The following is a 17,840-nucleotide window of genomic DNA, read 5'->3' on the forward strand; positions in this document are numbered from 1 at the left end:
ATGCTTTGGACAGACTGCTTAACTCGCTTGCGACAAGAGCTTTCAGGAAATGTCTATACAATGTGGATACGCCCACTGGTGGCAGAAGATGCAGGTGATAGTCTAAAACTCTATGCACCGAATCCGTATTGGACACGCTATATTCAAGAGCACCATTTAGAACTGATTTCAATTTTAGCGGAACAGTTGTCTGAAGGTCGGGTACGTAAAGTCGAGATTTTGGTCGATTCACGGCCTGGTGCAATTTTATCTGCAGCTGAGCAACCTGCAACAACCACCGCAGCATTAGAGTCAACGCCACAAGTGTCGGCACCAACACGTCCTAAAAAAGAAAAAGAAGAGACGTCTTCAAAAAATAACCGTAAGCGTCAGCTTAACCCATTATTTACCTTTTCCTTGTTTGTTGAAGGTCGTTCCAATCAGATGGCGGCAGAAACCTGTCGTAAAGTCTTGACGCAGCCCGGTGCTTCGCAACATAACCCGTTATTTTTATATGGACCGACTGGTTTAGGTAAAACCCATTTAATGCAAGCCGTAGGTAATGCATTATTGCAAGCGAAGCCGAATGCACGTGTGATGTACATGACGGCTGAAAGTTTTGTACAAGACTTTGTGAGCTCGTTACAGCAAGGTAAGGTCGAAGAATTTAAGAAAAACTGTCGTTCGTTAGATTTGTTATTGGTGGATGATATTCATTTGTTGGCGGGTAAAGAGGCCAGCTTGGTTGAGTTTTTCTATACCTTCAACGCGTTATTAGATGAATCTAAGCAAATCATTTTAACCTCAGATCGTTATCCAAAAGAACTGACTGAACTTGATCCACGTTTGGTTTCACGTTTTTCGTGGGGCTTATCGGTGGGTGTTGAACCGCCTGATATTGAAACCCGTATTGAAATTTTACTGAAAAAAGCGGAAAGCAATGGGGTGGAACTTCCACGGAATTGTGCGTTGTTTATTGCTCAACAAGTGGTTGCCAATGTCCGTGAACTAGAAGGTGCGCTGAATAAAGTCGTAGCCATTTCTCGTTTTAAAGGCACCCCAATCGATCTAGATGTGGTGCGTGAATCGTTAAAAGATGTGTTGGCAATTCGTGCGCGCACCATCAGCACGGAAAATATTCAGCGTGTGGTGAGTGAATATTTCCGTATTCCACTGAAAGAATTGATTGGTCCAAAACGTACACGCATTTATGCACGTCCACGTCAGTTGGCTATGGGGCTAGCACGTGAGCTGACAGGGGATAGTTTTCCTGAAATTGGTATGGCTTTTGGTAATCGTGACCACAGTACTGTGATGCATGCCTGTGAAAAAGTACAAAGCCTGCGTGAAGAAGATCCAATCTTCAATGAGGACTATAAAAACTTGCAACGTCTGCTGCAAAGTTAAGTCTTTTCGTTCAAATTCTGTTCTTGCAATGCGGTATATTCTGCCGCATAGTACACTGCTAAAAAATTAATTTATTTTGTCTGTCTTCAGTTTTTAGAGGAATGTATCGTGCGTTTAAAAATCGCGAAAGAAAGCTTACTGAATGTTCTATCACATGTCGTAGGAGCGGTTGAACGTCGCCATACCTTAAATATTTTATCCAATGTAAAAGTACAGGTAACAGAGCAAGCTTTGACCATTACGGGGTCGGATCTTGAAGTGGAACTGGTTGCAAGCACATCACTTACTGAAGGTGCATGTTTACAAGCAGGTGTGACGACTGTTCCTGCACGTAAATTGATGGATATCTGTAAATCATTACCGTCAGCGGCATTGATTGATTTGCAAATTACTGAAGATCAACGTTGTATTTTAAAATCTGGAAACAGTCGTTTTGTATTGGGTACTTTGCCTGCAGAAGACTATCCATTATTAACCACTGAAAATACTCAAGGCACTCAAGTCGGTGTGACTCAGCGTGAGTTAAAGCGTTTATTTGAGAAAACATCTTTTGCCATGGCGGTTCAAGATGTGCGTTTCTATTTGACAGGTACTTTGCTTGAAATTGATGAAAATCAATTGCGTGCAGTAACGACCGATGGTCACCGTTTGGCGATGTGTGAAACAGCGGCAAGCTCGAATGCGACACAAGCAATGCAAGCGATTGTTCCACGTAAAGCTGTAGGTGAATTGCAGCGTCTATTGAGTGTTGAAGACGAGCAATTATCGTTGTTGATTGGTCGTGAATTATTAAATGTAACGATTACCATTGCCAGCCGTGATAAAGAGCAGGGTGATATTACCGTACGTTTCACCACAAAATTGATCGATGGTAAATTCCCTGACTACCGCCGTGTGATTCCACGTGGTGGTGATAAAAATGTGCGCATTGCACATGATGTATTTAAACAATCACTACAACGTGTGGCGATTTTAAGTAATGAAAAATTGCGCGGCGTATTCTTGAAGTTTGATGCGGACACTTTACAACTTCGTGCCAATAACCCTGAGCAGGATGAAGCTATCGAAGATCTCGCGATTCAATATGCTGATGCACCGATGGAAATGTCATTCAATGCACAGTACTTATTGGAAGTTCTGAATGTATTGGATGGTGATGATGTTGCAATGACCATGACAGAAGCCAACCAGTCTGTATTGGTACAAGATCCACAGCAACAAGATCAAACCTATGTTGTGATGCCAATGCGTGTTTAATTCGGACTGACGTCTCAATTATTATGCATATCACGCGTTTACATGTAGAACGTGTTCGAAATTTAAAGACGGTTGCACTCTCTGGGTTGCAGCCGTTTAATGTCTTTTATGGGCAAAATGGTTCAGGTAAAACTTCTGTATTAGAAGCAGTACATTTGCTGGCAACTGGACGTTCTTTTCGAACCCATATTCCGAAAAACTATATTCAAAATAATAGCCCTGACGCTGTCGTCTTTGCGCAGTCTGCAACAGACCGCATTGGTATGCAAAAAATGCAGTCGGGCGAGCAAGTGATTAAAGTCAATGGCGACCTAGTGGGGACACAAGGGCAGTTGGCTAAGATTTTACCGCTACAACTCATCGATCCACAAAGTACCGATATTATTGATCATGGTGCGAAGCCACGACGTCAACTTTTAGATTGGTTGATGTTCCACGTGGAACCGGAGTTTTACCATGCATGGCAATATTATGCACGGGCATTAAAACAGCGGAATAGTTTGCTGAAATCACGACGTCATTTGAGTCTGTCTGACTTAGAACCGTGGAACAAAATGCTCAGTGACTATGGTGAGATATTACATAGTCTACGCAGCAATGTGGTGGAACAGTGGACTCGATATTTTCAACAAGATCTTGAAGCATTATTGCCTGATTTAACAGTGACATTGGAATATAGTGCAGGCTTTCATGCTGAAACAGGACTGCTGAATGATCTGACCAATCAGCATTTTAAAGACTGCGAGCGTGGCTTTACTGAGTATGGTCCGCACCGTGCAGATTTAAGGTTAAAAACTGCTATGGGTGATGCAGATGTTGTGCTCTCTCGTGGGCAAAAAAAGTTATTGATCATGGCGTTAAAACTGTCACAGATTGCAATGCTACATGCTTGTAATAAGGAAACTGTGGTATTATTAGATGATCTGACAGCAGAATTAGATTTAACCGCACAACAGCGTTTAATTGAGCGTTTAAGCCATCTTGGTAGTCAAGTTTTTATTACCACTTTAGACCATGATTCAGTGCAAAAACACTTACATGATTTATCTATTTCTTATCAATTATTCAAAGTTGAAAATGGTACGGTGCAGGCTGTTGTGCAATGAAATACCACCTTTGGATAGACCTATTTTTCACTAGGGAGAAACCATGAGTTCAGAAGATCAAGCTGCTTCTCAAACAGAACAAACCATAGAAAAAGCTTATGATTCCTCTAGCATCAAAGTATTACGTGGTCTAGACGCTGTACGTAAGCGTCCGGGCATGTATATTGGTGATACTGACGATGGTACTGGCCTACACCACATGGTGTTTGAAGTTGTCGATAACTCAATTGATGAAGCGTTGGCAGGTCATTGTGACGAAATTCAAGTCACCATCCATGAAGATGAATCTGTAAGCGTATCGGATAACGGCCGTGGTATTCCTACCGACATTCACCCAGAAGAAGGTGTTTCTGCAGCAGAAGTGATTTTAACGATTCTGCATGCGGGCGGTAAATTTGACGATAACAGTTATAAGGTTTCAGGTGGTCTTCACGGTGTTGGCGTTTCAGTTGTAAACGCTTTATCAGAAAAGCTCCTATTAAATATTCGTCGTGCGGGTAAGAGCTATGAGCAGGAATATCGCCATGGCGATCCTGTCTATAAATTACGTGAAACTGGTGTGACTGAAACTTCAGGTACAACAGTCCGTTTTTGGCCAAGTTCTGAAACCTTCAGTCAAACGATTTTTAATGTCGATATTTTGGCGCGTCGTTTACGTGAATTATCTTTCCTGAATGCAGGTGTGCGAATTGTACTACGTGACGAACGTATCAATTTAGAACACGTTTATGACTATGAAGGTGGTTTGTCTGAGTTTGTAAAATATATTAACCAAGGCAAAACCCATCTGAATGATATCTTCCACTTCACTACTCAAGCCGATAATGGCATTGGTGTAGAAGTTGCATTGCAGTGGAACGATTCTTATCAGGAAAATGTTCGTTGCTTTACCAATAACATTCCACAAAAAGATGGCGGTACGCATTTAGCGGGTTTCCGTGCTGCATTAACCCGTGGCTTAAACAGCTACATGGAAAGCGAAAACTTACTCAAAAAAGAGAAAGTGGCGGTTTCTGGTGATGATGCGCGTGAAGGCTTAACTGCAATTGTTTCGGTGAAAGTGCCTGATCCAAAATTCTCTTCGCAAACCAAAGAAAAATTGGTGTCGAGCGAAGTGAAAACTGCGGTTGAACAAGCCATGAATAAATCGTTCTCTGAATATCTTTTAGAGAATCCACAAGCTGCTAAATCGATTGCAGGCAAAATTATTGATGCAGCACGTGCGCGTGATGCAGCGCGTAAAGCACGTGAAATGACTCGTCGTAAGAGTGCGCTTGATATTGCAGGCCTGCCAGGTAAATTGGCCGATTGTCAGGAAAAAGATCCTGCATTGTCTGAACTTTACTTAGTCGAAGGTGACTCTGCGGGCGGTTCTGCAAAACAGGGCCGTAACCGTAAGATGCAAGCGATTTTGCCGCTGAAAGGTAAAATCCTCAACGTGGAACGTGCACGTTTTGACAAGATGATTTCTTCACAAGAAGTGGGAACATTGATTACCGCTTTAGGCTGTGGTATTGGCCGTGAGGAATATAACCCAGACAAACTGCGTTATCACAAAATCATCATCATGACCGATGCCGATGTCGATGGTTCGCACATTCGTACGCTACTGTTGACTTTCTTCTTCCGTCAAATGCCAGAACTTGTGGAACGTGGATATATTTATATTGCACAGCCACCGTTGTATAAGCTGAAAAAAGGCAAGCAAGAACAGTACATCAAAGATAATGATGCACTTGAGACTTACCTGATTTCAAATGCAATTGATGAGCTTGAATTACACATCAGTGCAGAAGCGCCAGCCATTCGTGGTGAGGCTTTAGCGGGTGTGATTGCGGATTATCAAACCTCTCAAAAGAGCTTGCATCGTCTGACTGTACGTTATCCTGCAAGTGTGTTGGATGGTTTATTGGCAGTGGACGGCTTTAAGTTAGATCAAGCAAGTAACCAAGACTATGTACAGACTTGGGGTGAGCAGCTACGTGCCAATATTGAGAAAACTCAGCCTAGCTTACGTCCTGAATTAAGTTTAGAAACGTTTGAGAATGAGGATACCGAAGGCAATAAGTCAGCGACCTATTTCCCGCGTATTACCATCTATGTTCATAACTTACCACACCAATACTTGTTAGATTCAGGTCTATTAGGTTCAGGTGAATATGCGCGTTTACTCAAAAATTCGAAGAGTTGGTTCACCTTATTGGAAGAAGGTGCTTACCTACAAAAAGGCGAGCGCAAAATTCCAGTGAGCAGCTTCCATCAGGTTTGGCAAAACATCTTACAAGACTCACGCCGTGGCATGATGATTCAGCGCTATAAAGGTTTGGGTGAGATGAATGCTGAGCAGCTTTGGGAAACCACGATGGATCCTGAGAACCGTAACATGCTGCAAGTAACGGTACAGGACGCGATTGAAGCTGATCGTATGTTCTCTTGCTTGATGGGTGATGATGTGGAACCACGTCGTGCTTTCATTGAAGAAAATGCGTTAAATGCGGATATTGATGCCTAAATTCTGATTACAGAATCATTCAAAAAAGCACTCTTCGGAGTGCTTTTTTTTGTGTTATCTTAAATAAAATCGAATATTAAATCGCCAATTTGTGTTTTATAAAATTGACTTATTCTGATGCTAAGCTCAAATCTATTTGAACTTAGCAGCTAAAAATAAGAGGTCTATATATGATGGACAATCAACTTGAACACATTCGTGACATTTGGGTAAATGCATTTTTTACCGGAAATTATACCGTTCTTGCCAAATACGAAGATGAGCACTTTAAGGTGGTTTATGAGCAAGACGGGCGTGTCGAAAGTAATTATGTCCGCTATGAACGTATTGCACATGCAGTGAAGAATGGGGTTTGGAAACCACAAAAACCAGACGTAGAATTTGAAGAATATGAGTTTAATCGTGACCAAACTGAGTGCAAAATTTTAATTGGTTTAGCCGAAACACAGCAGCAAATACAGGAAATCTGGCATTTTGATCAGACCTGGAAAATACAAGAATTACGTTTTTTAAAGGCAAAAAAAGTCCATCCTTCTGCCTTATCTTAAACAATAAAAAGTTTAAATTGATGTAGTCAGTGGAGATAAAATGCATCCATCTTATAAATGTGGGTAAGTTTTGTGAATTTTCACATTTAATAGTGTTCAACATCAAAGTCATTTATAATTGTGGATAATATCATTTAAAAATATTTATCCACAAAAAAGGTGGTTCGATATTTTGAATTTAAAAAATAAAAATGAATTTAAAACCAAGATTTGAATTTAAAAATGGCTTTTATGGATAACTATGGCAATGAGTTTGATGTGAAGTATATTTTTTGAATTCATTTACAAAGTTAGGGTAAAAGCTATCGCTGAATTTTTAGATTCTTTCCGAATAGAAATGCCTTAACGATGCAATAACCAGTTGGATATGAACATTCGATTTTTTAAATATTTTTTAGATTTATAGTGTGATTATTATTGTGAAGTATAAATAAAAAATCGCCGTGGAACATTTAAATTTCACGGCGATTGATTTTTTGAGCTTAAGTTAGGTTTTCTTAATAATGCAAATCTAGGGTTTTGCTTTTTAAATTAAGCCTCAAAACTACTTTCCATTTCTTCTAATTCCATCATTAATTCAAGCATTTGCTCTTCGACAGATTCAAGTTTGGCTTTTAATTCTGTTTGCTCATTCATCAGTTTGAGTAAGTCATCTTTACGACTGGCTTCATATAAAGCACTGTCTGCTAATAATTCCTCGATTTCGTTTAAGCGTGGCTGAATTTTGCTGATTTGCGCTTCATTTTTTTCAATGTTTTTACGAATCGGGCGGGTCAATTCACGCTGACGTGCAGCTTCTTTACGTTGCGCTTCTTTATCGACTTTGGAAATCGTCGGTTTAGTTTCAACTTGAGATTTGATGGGAGTCGGGGCTTGTTGACTATTTTTCATCATGTCGATCCGTGCTTGACGCAGCCAATCGGCATAAGCCACGAGGTCACCATCAAATTCGCGACATTTCCCATGATGTACCAATAATAATTCGTCACAAACACTGGCAATCAATTGACGTTCATGCGAAACCAAAACCACAGCGCCTTCAAAGTCTTGTAATGCCATAGTTAGCGCATGACGCATATCAAGGTCTAAATGGTTGGTCGGTTCATCTAGAATTAAAACATTGGGGCGCTGCCAAACAATCAAAGCCAAAGCCAATCGTGCTCGTTCACCGCCTGAAAATCCTTCACTTGGCGTATCCATGCGTTCGCCACTAAAACCAAAGCTACCTAAGAATGAACGTAATGCCGCTTCACTGATTTTTTTGTCAGCGATTCGAGATAATTGCAACATTGGGCTGGCATTGCCATCTAGAGCATCCATTTGATGCTGTGCAAAATAGCCAATATTCAACAGTTCCGAGGCTTTGCGTGTCCCTTGTAATAAGGGAAGATCACCAACCAAGGATTTAATTAAGGTTGATTTACCAGCACCATTCATTCCCAGTAAACCAATACGACTGTTTGGGGTAATCTGTAAATTCACATTGGTGGCAATCAGTTTGTCACCATAGCCAATGTCGACATGTTCCATTTGTAACAGTGGTGAGCTCATTTTGGTTGGCTCACGGAAACTAAAGGTAAATGGCGTATCGACATGCGCGGCAGAAAGTTCCTGCATGCGTTCTAATTGTTTAATACGACTTTGAGCCTGCTTAGCTTTAGTGGCTTTAGCTTTAAAACGGTCAATAAATTTTTGGAGATGCGCACGAGTTTCGAGTTGTTTTTCATAGGCTTGTTGTTGTTGTGCCAAGCGCTCAGAACGGGTGCGTTCAAAGGTTGAATAGTTACCGGTGTAAAGCGTCAGCTCTTGATTTTCGATGTGTAAAATATGATCAGTCACCGCATCTAAGAAATCACGGTCATGTGAAATCAAGATCAGTGTGCCTTCGTAAGCTTTTAACCAATCTTCTAACCACAAAATCGCATCTAAGTCTAAGTGGTTGGTTGGCTCATCGAGTAATAATAGGTCAGAACGGCTCATCAGGGTACGCGCAAGGTTTAAACGCATACGCCAACCACCTGAAAAGCTTGAAACATTGAGCTGGGACTGATGTTCAAAGAAACCCAGGCCGGCCATCAGTTGTGAGGCTTTTGATGGAGCTGTATAGCCATGGATTTCATCAAATCGGCCATATAAGTGTGCCAGCGCTTCATTGTCTAATTGTTCTGGATGTTCAAGTTTATGTTGTATATCCCAATATTCTTCATCGCCTGAAAGAACGAAATCAATCGCTTTCATATCGAGCGCTTTGATTTCTTGCGCCATATGCGCGACGGTCCATACCGCAGGACGAGTTAATGAACCACCATCAGATTCCATTCCACCTAAAAGTGCAGAAAAAAGAGTCGATTTACCTGCACCATTTACACCGGTTAAGCCGATTTTCCAGCCTGGATGCAATTGCATAGATGCTTTTTGAAATAAAACACGCCCACCGCGACGAATGGAAAGTTGGTCTAACTGAATCATGGAACTAACTAAACAAGAAGAATGTGAGGCTATTCTAATGGATGGCTTTGCAAAAGAAAAAACAAAGCATCGCAACCATCTGAAAAAATGTGACAGATTCCACGTATTTAGGTATATTGAATGGGCTTTAGTATTAAAAAAATATTTCAAGTTGTTGTTTTAAATGGATTAATAAAACATATTGGGAATATAAGAAATGAGAAAAGGGATTTTAATTTTATCGCTTCTTTCAGGTGTGATGTCTGCACAAAGCTATGCCAATCAGAAGGTCTGTGTGTTCGATTTACTTGGAAAAGCAGGGGAATCTTATAAGCTAATGGAAGAGTGGTCTCTAGCCAGTAAGGCATGGGGAGCACAAGTTCAACTGATTTCATATCAAGATGAATCCAAAGTCGATAAAGATTTTAAAGAAGGGAAATGTGACGCATTTTATATGACCTCGATGCGGGCACGTGCGTATAACAAATTTGCTGGTTCGATTGATGCCATTGGCGGTGTACCGAACAATACCATCGCACAAAAAGCCATTACCTATGTCTTAGATAAGCGGAACAGTAAGCGACTGATTACCAATTCAGGTAAAGATAGTTATGAAGTGGCAGGGATTGGGCAAATTGGTTCAGCCTATATTTTTGTCCGTGATCGCAATATCAATAATTTAGAAAAAGCTGAAGGTAAAAAATTTGCCATTTTGCATTATGACTATGCGCAAAAAGAGATGGTCGACCGTGTCGGCGCTGTGCCAGTCATGTCGGAAATTTCCAATTTTATTCGCAAATTTAATCAGGCCGAAGTTGAAATTGTGGCTGCGCCGGCTTATGCCTTTAAGCCACTCGAAATTTCAAAAGGCTTAGGCACTACTGGGGCGATGGTTAATTTTCCTGTGGTGAATGTCACGGCAGACCTGATTATTCGTAACAATAAATTCCCAGATGGTTTTGCTGAACCCTCTCGGCAATGGTTCGTTAAACAATTACCGAAAAGTTTTGCCATGGTAAAACGCATGGAAGCTGAAATTCCTGCCAAATATAAGATGAATCTCAGCAAAGATGATCAGTTGAAATATCAGAAAATTTTGCGTGAAGGACGGATGGATTTAACCAAACAAGGAATCTACGACTCCACCATGATGACGGTACTGAAAAAAGCACGTTGTACGATTGAGCGAACCAATTTTGAGTGTTCAGTGGCGGGTGAATAAGCTTTTTTCTGTATTTCTTTGTAAAGTTTCATAAAAAGGCTGTAAATGCAAAAAGCCTTTTTTGCATACAACATGATGATTATATTTATAATTTTGCCTTAAATAAAAAAGTGATATTAATCACAAAAAAACAGAATGTGCCAAAATGACATAAATAAATGGAGTAAATGCTCTATTTTTTTTAAATTAACTTGCTTAATATCGGCGTTGTGTAAGGACACCTCTGAACCATAAAAAGATTTGAAAGGAAAATAGAATGAAAAAAACGCTCCTATCATTGGCTACATTTGCTGCAATTGGCTTTGCTGGTTCAGCTCAGGCAGCAAAAGTAGATATCTGTGTATTTGACTTACTGGGTAAGTCAGGTGAGTCATACCAAATGGCTCAGGAATGGGCGCTTGCAGCAAAAGGCTGGGGTGCTGAAATTAACTTAATTCCGCGTCAAGATGAAGCAGTAGCCGACAATGATTTTAAAGCGGGTAAATGTGATGGCGTATTTATGACGGCAATGCGTGCTCGTCAATACAATAAATTTGCAGGTTCGATTGATGCGCTTGGTGGCGCACCGAGCAATGCAATTGCGCAACGTGCGATTACCTTTGCATTAGACCAACGTAATGCTGCAAAAATGGTCAGCAACCTAGGTGGTAAGAAATACGAAGTGGCGGGTATTGCTCCACTGGGTTCAGCATTCATCTTTGTCAAAGACAAAAAAATTGACTCAATTGAAAAAGCAGCAGGTAAAAAGTTTGCAGTATTAGGCTATGACGAAGCACAAAAAATCATGGTGCAACGTGTCGGCGCTCAAGCTGTGGTTTCAGATGTATCTAACTTTGTGGCGAAGTTTAATAATGGTCAGGTCGATATGGTGGGTGCGCCTGCGTATGCCTACAAACCATTAGAGATTTATAAGGGTTTAGGTACCAATGGTGCGATGTTTAACTTCCCAGTTTTACAAGTGACCGCGGACTTTATTATTCGTCCTGATCAGTTCCCAGCAGGCTTTGGTCAAAAATCTCGTGATTGGTTTGTGAAACATTTACCGAAGAGTATTGCGATGATTAACCGTTTAGAGGCGGGTATTCCTGCGAAATATAAACTTAACTTAAGTGCAGAAGATAAAACCAAATATCAAAAATTATTGCGTGAAGGTCGTATGGATATGACGAAACGTGGCATTTATGATGCGGGCATGATGTCAGTATTGAAAAAGGCACGTTGTTCTGTCGATAAAGCCAATTTTGAATGTTCACTTAGCGGCGAATAAACTGATATTTAAAGAAAAAAGCCTGGATTTATCCGGGCTTTTTTTCGCAAATGCACAGGTCATTTTCGCCATTGAGTCAGCAAAATATTCAGGTAATCTAAATTGAAATCGAGGGCTGTGAGTATATTTAATCATACTCCGCATGACCCAAAAATCAAAAAATGGTTAAAACAAAAACAGTAAAAAACAAGGAAAGTCAGTATGAAACAATGGACAAAGGCATTGAGTATTGCTGCTGCGTTAATGGTGGTGAATGGCGTAGCTCAAGCAAAGCAAGTGGTGTGTGTATTTGATTTGGTGGGTAAAAATGGTGATGTTTTTACCCTGATGAGAGATTACCAATTGGCGGCAAAAAACTGGGGCGCAGACATTGAGCTCCGCGTCGGTCAAAATGAAGCGGTGATTGCAGAAGATTTTAAAGCCGGTAAATGTGATGGGATTAGTGTTACTGGTATGCGTGGTCGTCAATTTAATAATTTTACCGGTTCTTTAGATGCCATTGGTGCGATTCCAGATTTGAAATTGGCCGTAAAAGTTATGCAAGGCCTTGCAAGTCCAACATTTGCTAAGAGCATGGTCAATAGTAAATATGAAGTGGCAGGTGTGATACCTGTTGGTGATGCCTATCTGTTAGTGAATGACCGAAGTATTAATACTGTCGCTAAAGCAGCAGGTAAAAAAATTGCGGTGCTTGACTACGATGAAGCACAGAAAATTATGGTGCAGCAGGTCGGAGCTCAAGCAGTCAGTGCCGATGTAACCAATTTTGGCGCCAAATTTAACAATGGTCAGGTAGATATAATTGGGGCACCTGCTGCGGTGTTCAAACCATTAGAATTACATAAAGGTTTAGGCAGCAAAGGCGCAATCGTCAATTATCCAATTTTACAAGTGACGGGAAATATCATTATTCGCCCAGATAAATTCCCAGCGGGGTATGGACAAAAATCACGTGATTGGGTCAAAACACAATTACCTCGTGCATTCACGATATTAGGCAAAATGAAGTCAGAAATTCCAGCCAAATATTGGATGGATGTTCCAACAGCAGACAAAGCTGGTTATCAAAAAATGATGCGTGAAGCGCGTATCGATTTGACTAAACGTGGTATCTACGACAAGCGAATGATGAAACTATTATGGCAATTCCGCTGTAAACAAGACCCTAAAAACTTCGAATGCGCATTACAGGAAGAAAACTATAAATAAGTTTTAAATGAATCTTGAGAAAAATACTCTGATTTAACTTTAAACTGTGAAGACTGACCATATATTGAGTATGTTATACTTGAAATATGGTCTTTTCTTTTTAAAGACACCCCAATGACTCAGAGGAATCCATCATGAATGCTCAAGCACTTGTGCTGACTGACAATGCTGCCAATAAAGTACGCCAATTGCGTGAGAGTGAAGGTAATCAAGACCTTATGTTACGTGTATATGTGACTGGTGGTGGTTGTTCAGGTTTCTCATATGGATTTAATTTTGCTGAAAGCCAAAACGAAGATGATGCTGAATTTATCAATGGTGATGTGAAGATGTTGGTTGATTCACTGAGCTATCAATATTTAGTTGGTTCAACAGTCGACTATATTGAAGGTCTTGAAGGTTCTCGATTTGTGGTTCAAAACCCGAATGCGACAACCACGTGTGGATGTGGATCTTCATTCTCGATCTAATCGTGATGATGAATTGAGCCATAAAAAAGCCCTCATTTAGAGGGCTTTTTTAATGTTTAAAATCGATATTAGGCTTCAAATTTTAGTGCTTCTAATAGATCTAAAATTACGGTAGTCACGTCTTGAGTCAATTGATAATTATTAAAAATTTCATATGCCGTAATGGTGACATCGGTATCACTCGGAAGCAGGCGTTGTTCTTCTTCGATGAGGTCACGGATCGGCAATAGGGTTTGTTTGACCTGTAAATGCAAGACATCTTTAAACTCAAGATTTTCGTCTTCGAGCTCAATTAATTGCTCATTAAAAAAGGGTAAAAGTACCGCATGGAGATAAGGTTGAATGTCTGTAATATCAAAAATCTCAATATCACGGGTTTGTTCAATCGTGCTGATGTGGTCATTCACTTCAATTAAGATATGGTAGTAACTCACATTGCTCTCCACGTAAGATGTCATTGATATAAGGGAATTATTGCAAATCAACAATAACATGAAATGCTAATTATTGTTGGTGAATCCTATAATATCCTTATAGATTGTATGGTTTTTTTTGCTTAGGGTGTTCTAACGATAATATAGTAAGCCTTGGTCTGCTGGCATCAGTTTAAAGTTTTCTAATTGTTGCGCGCCTAAGATTGGGTACATTAATGCAGCAGGGTCATTATGGTGAGATAAGCCGAGAGCATGTCCGAGTTCGTGGGCAAGGGTAAGGCGTAAATCATCTTCGGCATCAAATTGATAAATCTGAATCTGATCGCCCATAAAGACACCTTTATGAAACTCTCGTGCAGGAAAGCGCTGACTGGCTTGTATCACGCCTGCATTATATTGATCGATTTGCTGGTTATAGCTTAAGACTTGTTGGTTAAATTGATCATTTTGCTGATTAAATCGATCTATTTCTTGGTCTAATTGCATCGCTTGTGCTTTAACTTGCTCAAGTTCTCTTTCAACGCGTTGCATATTGGGGCCTTGCGCATGCTCGATTCGGCTCCAACCCATACGTTCTTGCGACAGTTGTACTATTTCAGCACGGATCATGGCTTGTTTTGATCGGAGCTGTTGCTCATTCATCTCCAGACCTTTTCTCGAATTTGCTAAGTTCTCGGCATATAAATCATTACGGGCTTTATCTGCGGCTAAGGTCTTTTGGACTTGCTTATAGGCATTGTATTGTTCTTGGCGGTCATCATAAATTAGATGGATCGCCAGTTGTGCATCTGGGTCATAGATAAATAACGGTTTGAGTGTCCCTTTATGCCATATCTCTGCGGCTTCTTGGCTAAGTTGAATGACTTGTTGCTGGCTTAATCCAAAACGCGGATCGACATCAGCAACCCGATAACGCAGTCGGGTATCGAGAGGGTGTAAAAGTCGATCTGAAATTGAATTAAATTTCAGTTGAGGATGCTGCTTGGTTTGATAGATCCACCAAGTACTCAAAACGATGACAACAATAATTAAAATCAAACGCATAGCGTCGCAAAACTTGATTATTTTGCATTAATTTAACTGAAATTTAGCGCTATGCAAATCTAAGTTTAGATTGATAGTGAGTCGAGAAGAATGTGGCTGTTTGAACGTTTGCGTGTTATTTGAATATTGCCTGATGCAGATAAAATCATCCACAAAAAAAACCGCGCTTTCGCGCGGTCTTTTTGAGCTTTGAAAGACTCAGTTAAAGCGACAAATTATTTTTTGTCATCTTTCACTTCAGTGAACTCAGCATCTACAACGCCGTCATCTGCTTTTTGAGCTTGACCTTCAGCGCCTTGGAAAGCGTTAGGATCAAAACCTTCAGCACCGCCTTGACCTTGTGCAGCTTCATAAGCACGTTGAGTGATCGGCATAATGATGTTTTGAAGTGCTTCAGTTTTCGCTTTGATTGCATCTACATCGTTTTCTTTAGTTGCTGCTTCGAGCTCAGCTACAGCAGCATCGATTGCAGATTTCTCATCAGCAGTTACCTGTTCGCCAAGATCTTTTACTGCTTTTTGAGCAGAAGAAACAAGTGCATCAGCTTCGTTACGTGCTTTCGCTAATTCTTCAAATTTACGATCTTCTTCAGCATTCGCTTCAGCATCTTTGATCATCGCTTCAATTTCAGCATCGCTCAAACCAGAGTTAGCTTTAATTTGAATTGATTGCTCTTTACCTGTGCTCTTATCTTTTGCAGATACTTTCAAGATACCATCAGCGTTGATGTCAAATGATACTTCAATTTGTGGTACACCACGTGGAGCAGGTGGAATATCGCCCAATTGGAAGTTACCCAACAATTTGTTTTGTTGAGCCATTTTACGTTCACCTTGGTAAACTGAAATGTCTACAGCTGGTTGGTTGTCTGCAGCAGTTGAGAACACTTGAGATTTCTTCGCAGGAATCGTCGTGTTTTTCTCAATGATCGCTGTTAACACGCCACCCATTGTTTCAATACCAAGTGTAAGCGGAGTTACGTCAAGAAGAAGTACGTCAGTTTTATCACCTGAAAGTACTGCACCTTGAATCGCAGCACCCATCGCTACAGCTTCATCTGGGTTCACGTCTTTACGTGGCTCACGGCCGAAGAACTCTTGTACTTTTTGTTGTACAAGTGGCATACGAGACTGACCACCCACCAAGATTACGTCAGAGATGTCAGAGGTTGAAAGACCTGCATCTTTAAGTGCAATCTTACATGGTTCAATTGTACGAGCAACCAATTCAGCAACTAAACCTTCAAGTTTAGAGCGAGTCACGTTGATCACTAAGTGTTTAGGACCAGTCGCATCTGCTGTGATGTATGGAAGGTTGATTTCTGTTGCATTCGAAGAAGAAAGCTCGATTTTTGCTTTTTCAGCAGCTTCTTTTAAACGTTGAAGTGCAAGAGGATCTTGTTTCAAGTTTACGCTTTGTTCTTTCTTGAACTCTTCAACCAAGTATTCAATTAATGCATTATCGAAGTCTTCACCACCAAGGAATGTATCACCGTTTGTAGACAATACTTCGATTTGTTGGTCGCCATCAAGATCAGCGATTTCAATGATTGATACGTCGAAAGTACCACCACCTAAGTCGTAAACCGCAACTTTACGGTCGCCTTCTTTTTTGTCCATACCGAACGCAAGTGCAGCAGCCGTTGGTTCGTTGATGATACGTTTAACATCTAAACCAGCAATTTTACCTGCATCTTTCGTTGCTTGACGTTGAGCATCGTTAAAGTACGCAGGAACAGTAATTACCGCTTCAGTTACTGTTTCACCAAGGTAGTCTTCAGCTGTTTTTTTCATCTTTTTCAAGATTTCAGCAGAGATTTGTTGTGGTGCAAGTTTCTTGTCGTTTACGTCAACCCAAGCATCGCCATTGTCAGCTTTGATGATTTTGTAAGGTACAAGGCCGATATCTTTTTGCACAGCTTGGTCTTGGTACTTACGACCGATCAAACGTTTGATTGCAAATAATGTGTTTTTAGGGTTAGTCACTGCTTGACGTTTAGCAGATTGACCGACAAGGATCTCGCCATCTTTATACGCAATAATAGATGGAGTTGTACGAGCGCCTTCAGCGTTGTCGATTACTTTTACTTTGTCGCCTTCAAGTACTGCTACGCAAGAGTTTGTAGTACCTAAGTCAATACCAATGATTTTCGCCATTTGGATGTTTCCTCTAAAATTCTTTTATTCCCAAACTCTTCCCTTTCTCAAAGGGAAATAAAAAGGGATTTACTTGTTATCCGATATGAGAGCCAATCAAAAATTTTCAAGTAATATTGGTTAAAATTTTTAATTCGTCTCAGAAAATTTGTCTTTATGCACCAACCATAACCATAGCAGGGCGTAATAGGCGACCGTTTAAACTATAGCCTTTTTGCAATACTGTTCCGATTTCATTCGATTTGGCATTTGGATCGATGCCCACAGCTTGGTGAAGATCTGCATTGAAACCATTTGCAGTATCCACAGCAACCACACCAAATTTTTCTAAAGTGCTGAGCAATGATTTCAGTGTAAGTTCTACACCTTCAGATAAACCTGATTTTTCATCACCTGCCGCAGCAATCGCGCGTTCAAGGTTATCAACTGACTCAAGCAATTGTTTTGCAAATTTTTCCAGCACAGTGTCTTTATGCTTTTCAGATTCGCGTTGAATGCGTTCTACACTTTTTTGCGCTTCATATACGGCATTTGCAGTACGTGCTTTTTCAAGTTTTAAGCTTTCTTCTAAATTGGTGATTTGTGCTTGTAAATCTTCAACTGAAACTTCAGCTTGCTCGTTTTCAGCTTGAGTTTGCTGTTCTGCTTGCTCTTGTTGAAGATCTTGAGCGTCTTGGTTTTGCTCAGTCGCCATTGATTTACTCCGTTTAAATGGGTTCTTAAACATGTTCAGTCCTTATAGCTGTGCGTTCAAACGACATCGATGCGTAACTGCCATGCG

At 40.5% G+C, this 17,840-nt stretch carries 14 protein-coding genes; 9 read left to right on the plus strand and 5 right to left on the minus strand.

Going from position 1 to position 17,840, the window contains the following annotated elements; genetic code table 11:
• The 5 genes from dnaA to G0029_RS00025 all read left to right on the plus strand — a co-directional run bounded on the left by dnaA (position 1) and on the right by G0029_RS00025 (position 6,809).
• Positions 1 to 1,386, plus strand: a complete 1,386-nt coding sequence (gene dnaA, locus G0029_RS00005) for a chromosomal replication initiator protein DnaA (RefSeq protein ID WP_168379515.1) — start codon at positions 1 to 3, stop codon at positions 1,384 to 1,386.
• 108 nt (positions 1,387 to 1,494) lie between these two features.
• Positions 1,495 to 2,643, plus strand: coding sequence for a DNA polymerase III subunit beta (dnaN, locus tag G0029_RS00010; protein ID WP_168379516.1), 1,149 nt, complete (start codon positions 1,495 to 1,497; stop codon positions 2,641 to 2,643).
• A gap of 23 nt (positions 2,644 to 2,666) precedes the next feature.
• Complete coding sequence (gene recF, locus G0029_RS00015; protein ID WP_180074177.1) at positions 2,667 to 3,749, plus strand: DNA replication/repair protein RecF; 1,083 nt, start codon at positions 2,667 to 2,669, stop codon at positions 3,747 to 3,749.
• A 43-nt stretch (positions 3,750 to 3,792) separates the two neighbouring features.
• Positions 3,793 to 6,261 carry a DNA topoisomerase (ATP-hydrolyzing) subunit B gene (gene gyrB, locus G0029_RS00020; protein WP_180110247.1) on the plus strand — a complete coding sequence of 823 codons (2,469 nt, stop codon included), beginning with the start codon at positions 3,793 to 3,795 and terminating at the stop codon, positions 6,259 to 6,261.
• 170 nt (positions 6,262 to 6,431) lie between these two features.
• Positions 6,432 to 6,809 carry a hypothetical protein gene (locus tag G0029_RS00025; protein WP_180110246.1) on the plus strand — a complete coding sequence of 126 codons (378 nt, stop codon included), beginning with the start codon at positions 6,432 to 6,434 and terminating at the stop codon, positions 6,807 to 6,809.
• A 531-nt stretch (positions 6,810 to 7,340) separates the two neighbouring features.
• On the opposite strand, the gene G0029_RS00030 is transcribed toward G0029_RS00025, so the two are convergent.
• A complete protein-coding gene (locus G0029_RS00030; RefSeq protein WP_180056038.1) occupies positions 7,341 to 9,278 on the minus strand; it encodes an ATP-binding cassette domain-containing protein in 1,938 nt (645 codons plus the stop codon).
• A 196-nt stretch (positions 9,279 to 9,474) separates the two neighbouring features.
• Here G0029_RS00030 and G0029_RS00035 point away from each other — a divergent pair, with 196 nt between their 5' ends.
• From G0029_RS00035 to erpA, 4 genes are all read left to right on the plus strand, one after another.
• Complete coding sequence (locus G0029_RS00035) at positions 9,475 to 10,479, plus strand: putative solute-binding protein (RefSeq protein WP_180022815.1); 1,005 nt, start codon at positions 9,475 to 9,477, stop codon at positions 10,477 to 10,479.
• Positions 10,480 to 10,735: 256 nt separating this feature from the next.
• The gene (locus G0029_RS00040) at positions 10,736 to 11,746 is read left to right on the plus strand and encodes a putative solute-binding protein (protein WP_180005536.1); all 1,011 of its coding nucleotides are present in this window, start codon (positions 10,736 to 10,738) and stop codon (positions 11,744 to 11,746) included.
• 201 nt (positions 11,747 to 11,947) lie between these two features.
• Complete coding sequence (locus G0029_RS00045; protein ID WP_180110245.1) at positions 11,948 to 12,955, plus strand: putative solute-binding protein; 1,008 nt, start codon at positions 11,948 to 11,950, stop codon at positions 12,953 to 12,955.
• Between the two features lie 134 nt (positions 12,956 to 13,089).
• The gene (gene erpA, locus G0029_RS00050) at positions 13,090 to 13,425 is read left to right on the plus strand and encodes an iron-sulfur cluster insertion protein ErpA (RefSeq protein WP_078194440.1); all 336 of its coding nucleotides are present in this window, start codon (positions 13,090 to 13,092) and stop codon (positions 13,423 to 13,425) included.
• A gap of 68 nt (positions 13,426 to 13,493) precedes the next feature.
• Here the strand turns inward: erpA and G0029_RS00055 are convergent, their stop codons facing one another.
• The 4 genes from G0029_RS00055 to grpE all read right to left on the minus strand — a co-directional run bounded on the left by G0029_RS00055 (position 13,494) and on the right by grpE (position 17,753).
• Complete coding sequence (locus G0029_RS00055) at positions 13,494 to 13,871, minus strand: hypothetical protein (protein ID WP_171263823.1); 378 nt, start codon at positions 13,869 to 13,871, stop codon at positions 13,494 to 13,496.
• Positions 13,872 to 13,991: 120 nt separating this feature from the next.
• A complete protein-coding gene (locus G0029_RS00060; RefSeq protein WP_180110244.1) occupies positions 13,992 to 14,903 on the minus strand; it encodes a matrixin family metalloprotease in 912 nt (303 codons plus the stop codon).
• Positions 14,904 to 15,118: 215 nt separating this feature from the next.
• On the minus strand, positions 15,119 to 17,059 hold the full coding sequence (dnaK, locus tag G0029_RS00065) for a molecular chaperone DnaK (protein ID WP_078194438.1): 1,941 nt from the start codon (positions 17,057 to 17,059) through the stop codon (positions 15,119 to 15,121).
• A 154-nt stretch (positions 17,060 to 17,213) separates the two neighbouring features.
• Positions 17,214 to 17,753 carry a nucleotide exchange factor GrpE gene (grpE, locus tag G0029_RS00070; protein WP_111885723.1) on the minus strand — a complete coding sequence of 180 codons (540 nt, stop codon included), beginning with the start codon at positions 17,751 to 17,753 and terminating at the stop codon, positions 17,214 to 17,216.
• Between the last annotated feature and the right edge of the window lie 87 nt (positions 17,754 to 17,840).

This window comes from Acinetobacter sp. YH12138 (assembly GCF_015218525.1).
In the GTDB taxonomy this organism is placed as follows: Bacteria; Pseudomonadota; Gammaproteobacteria; order Pseudomonadales; family Moraxellaceae; genus Acinetobacter; species Acinetobacter amyesii.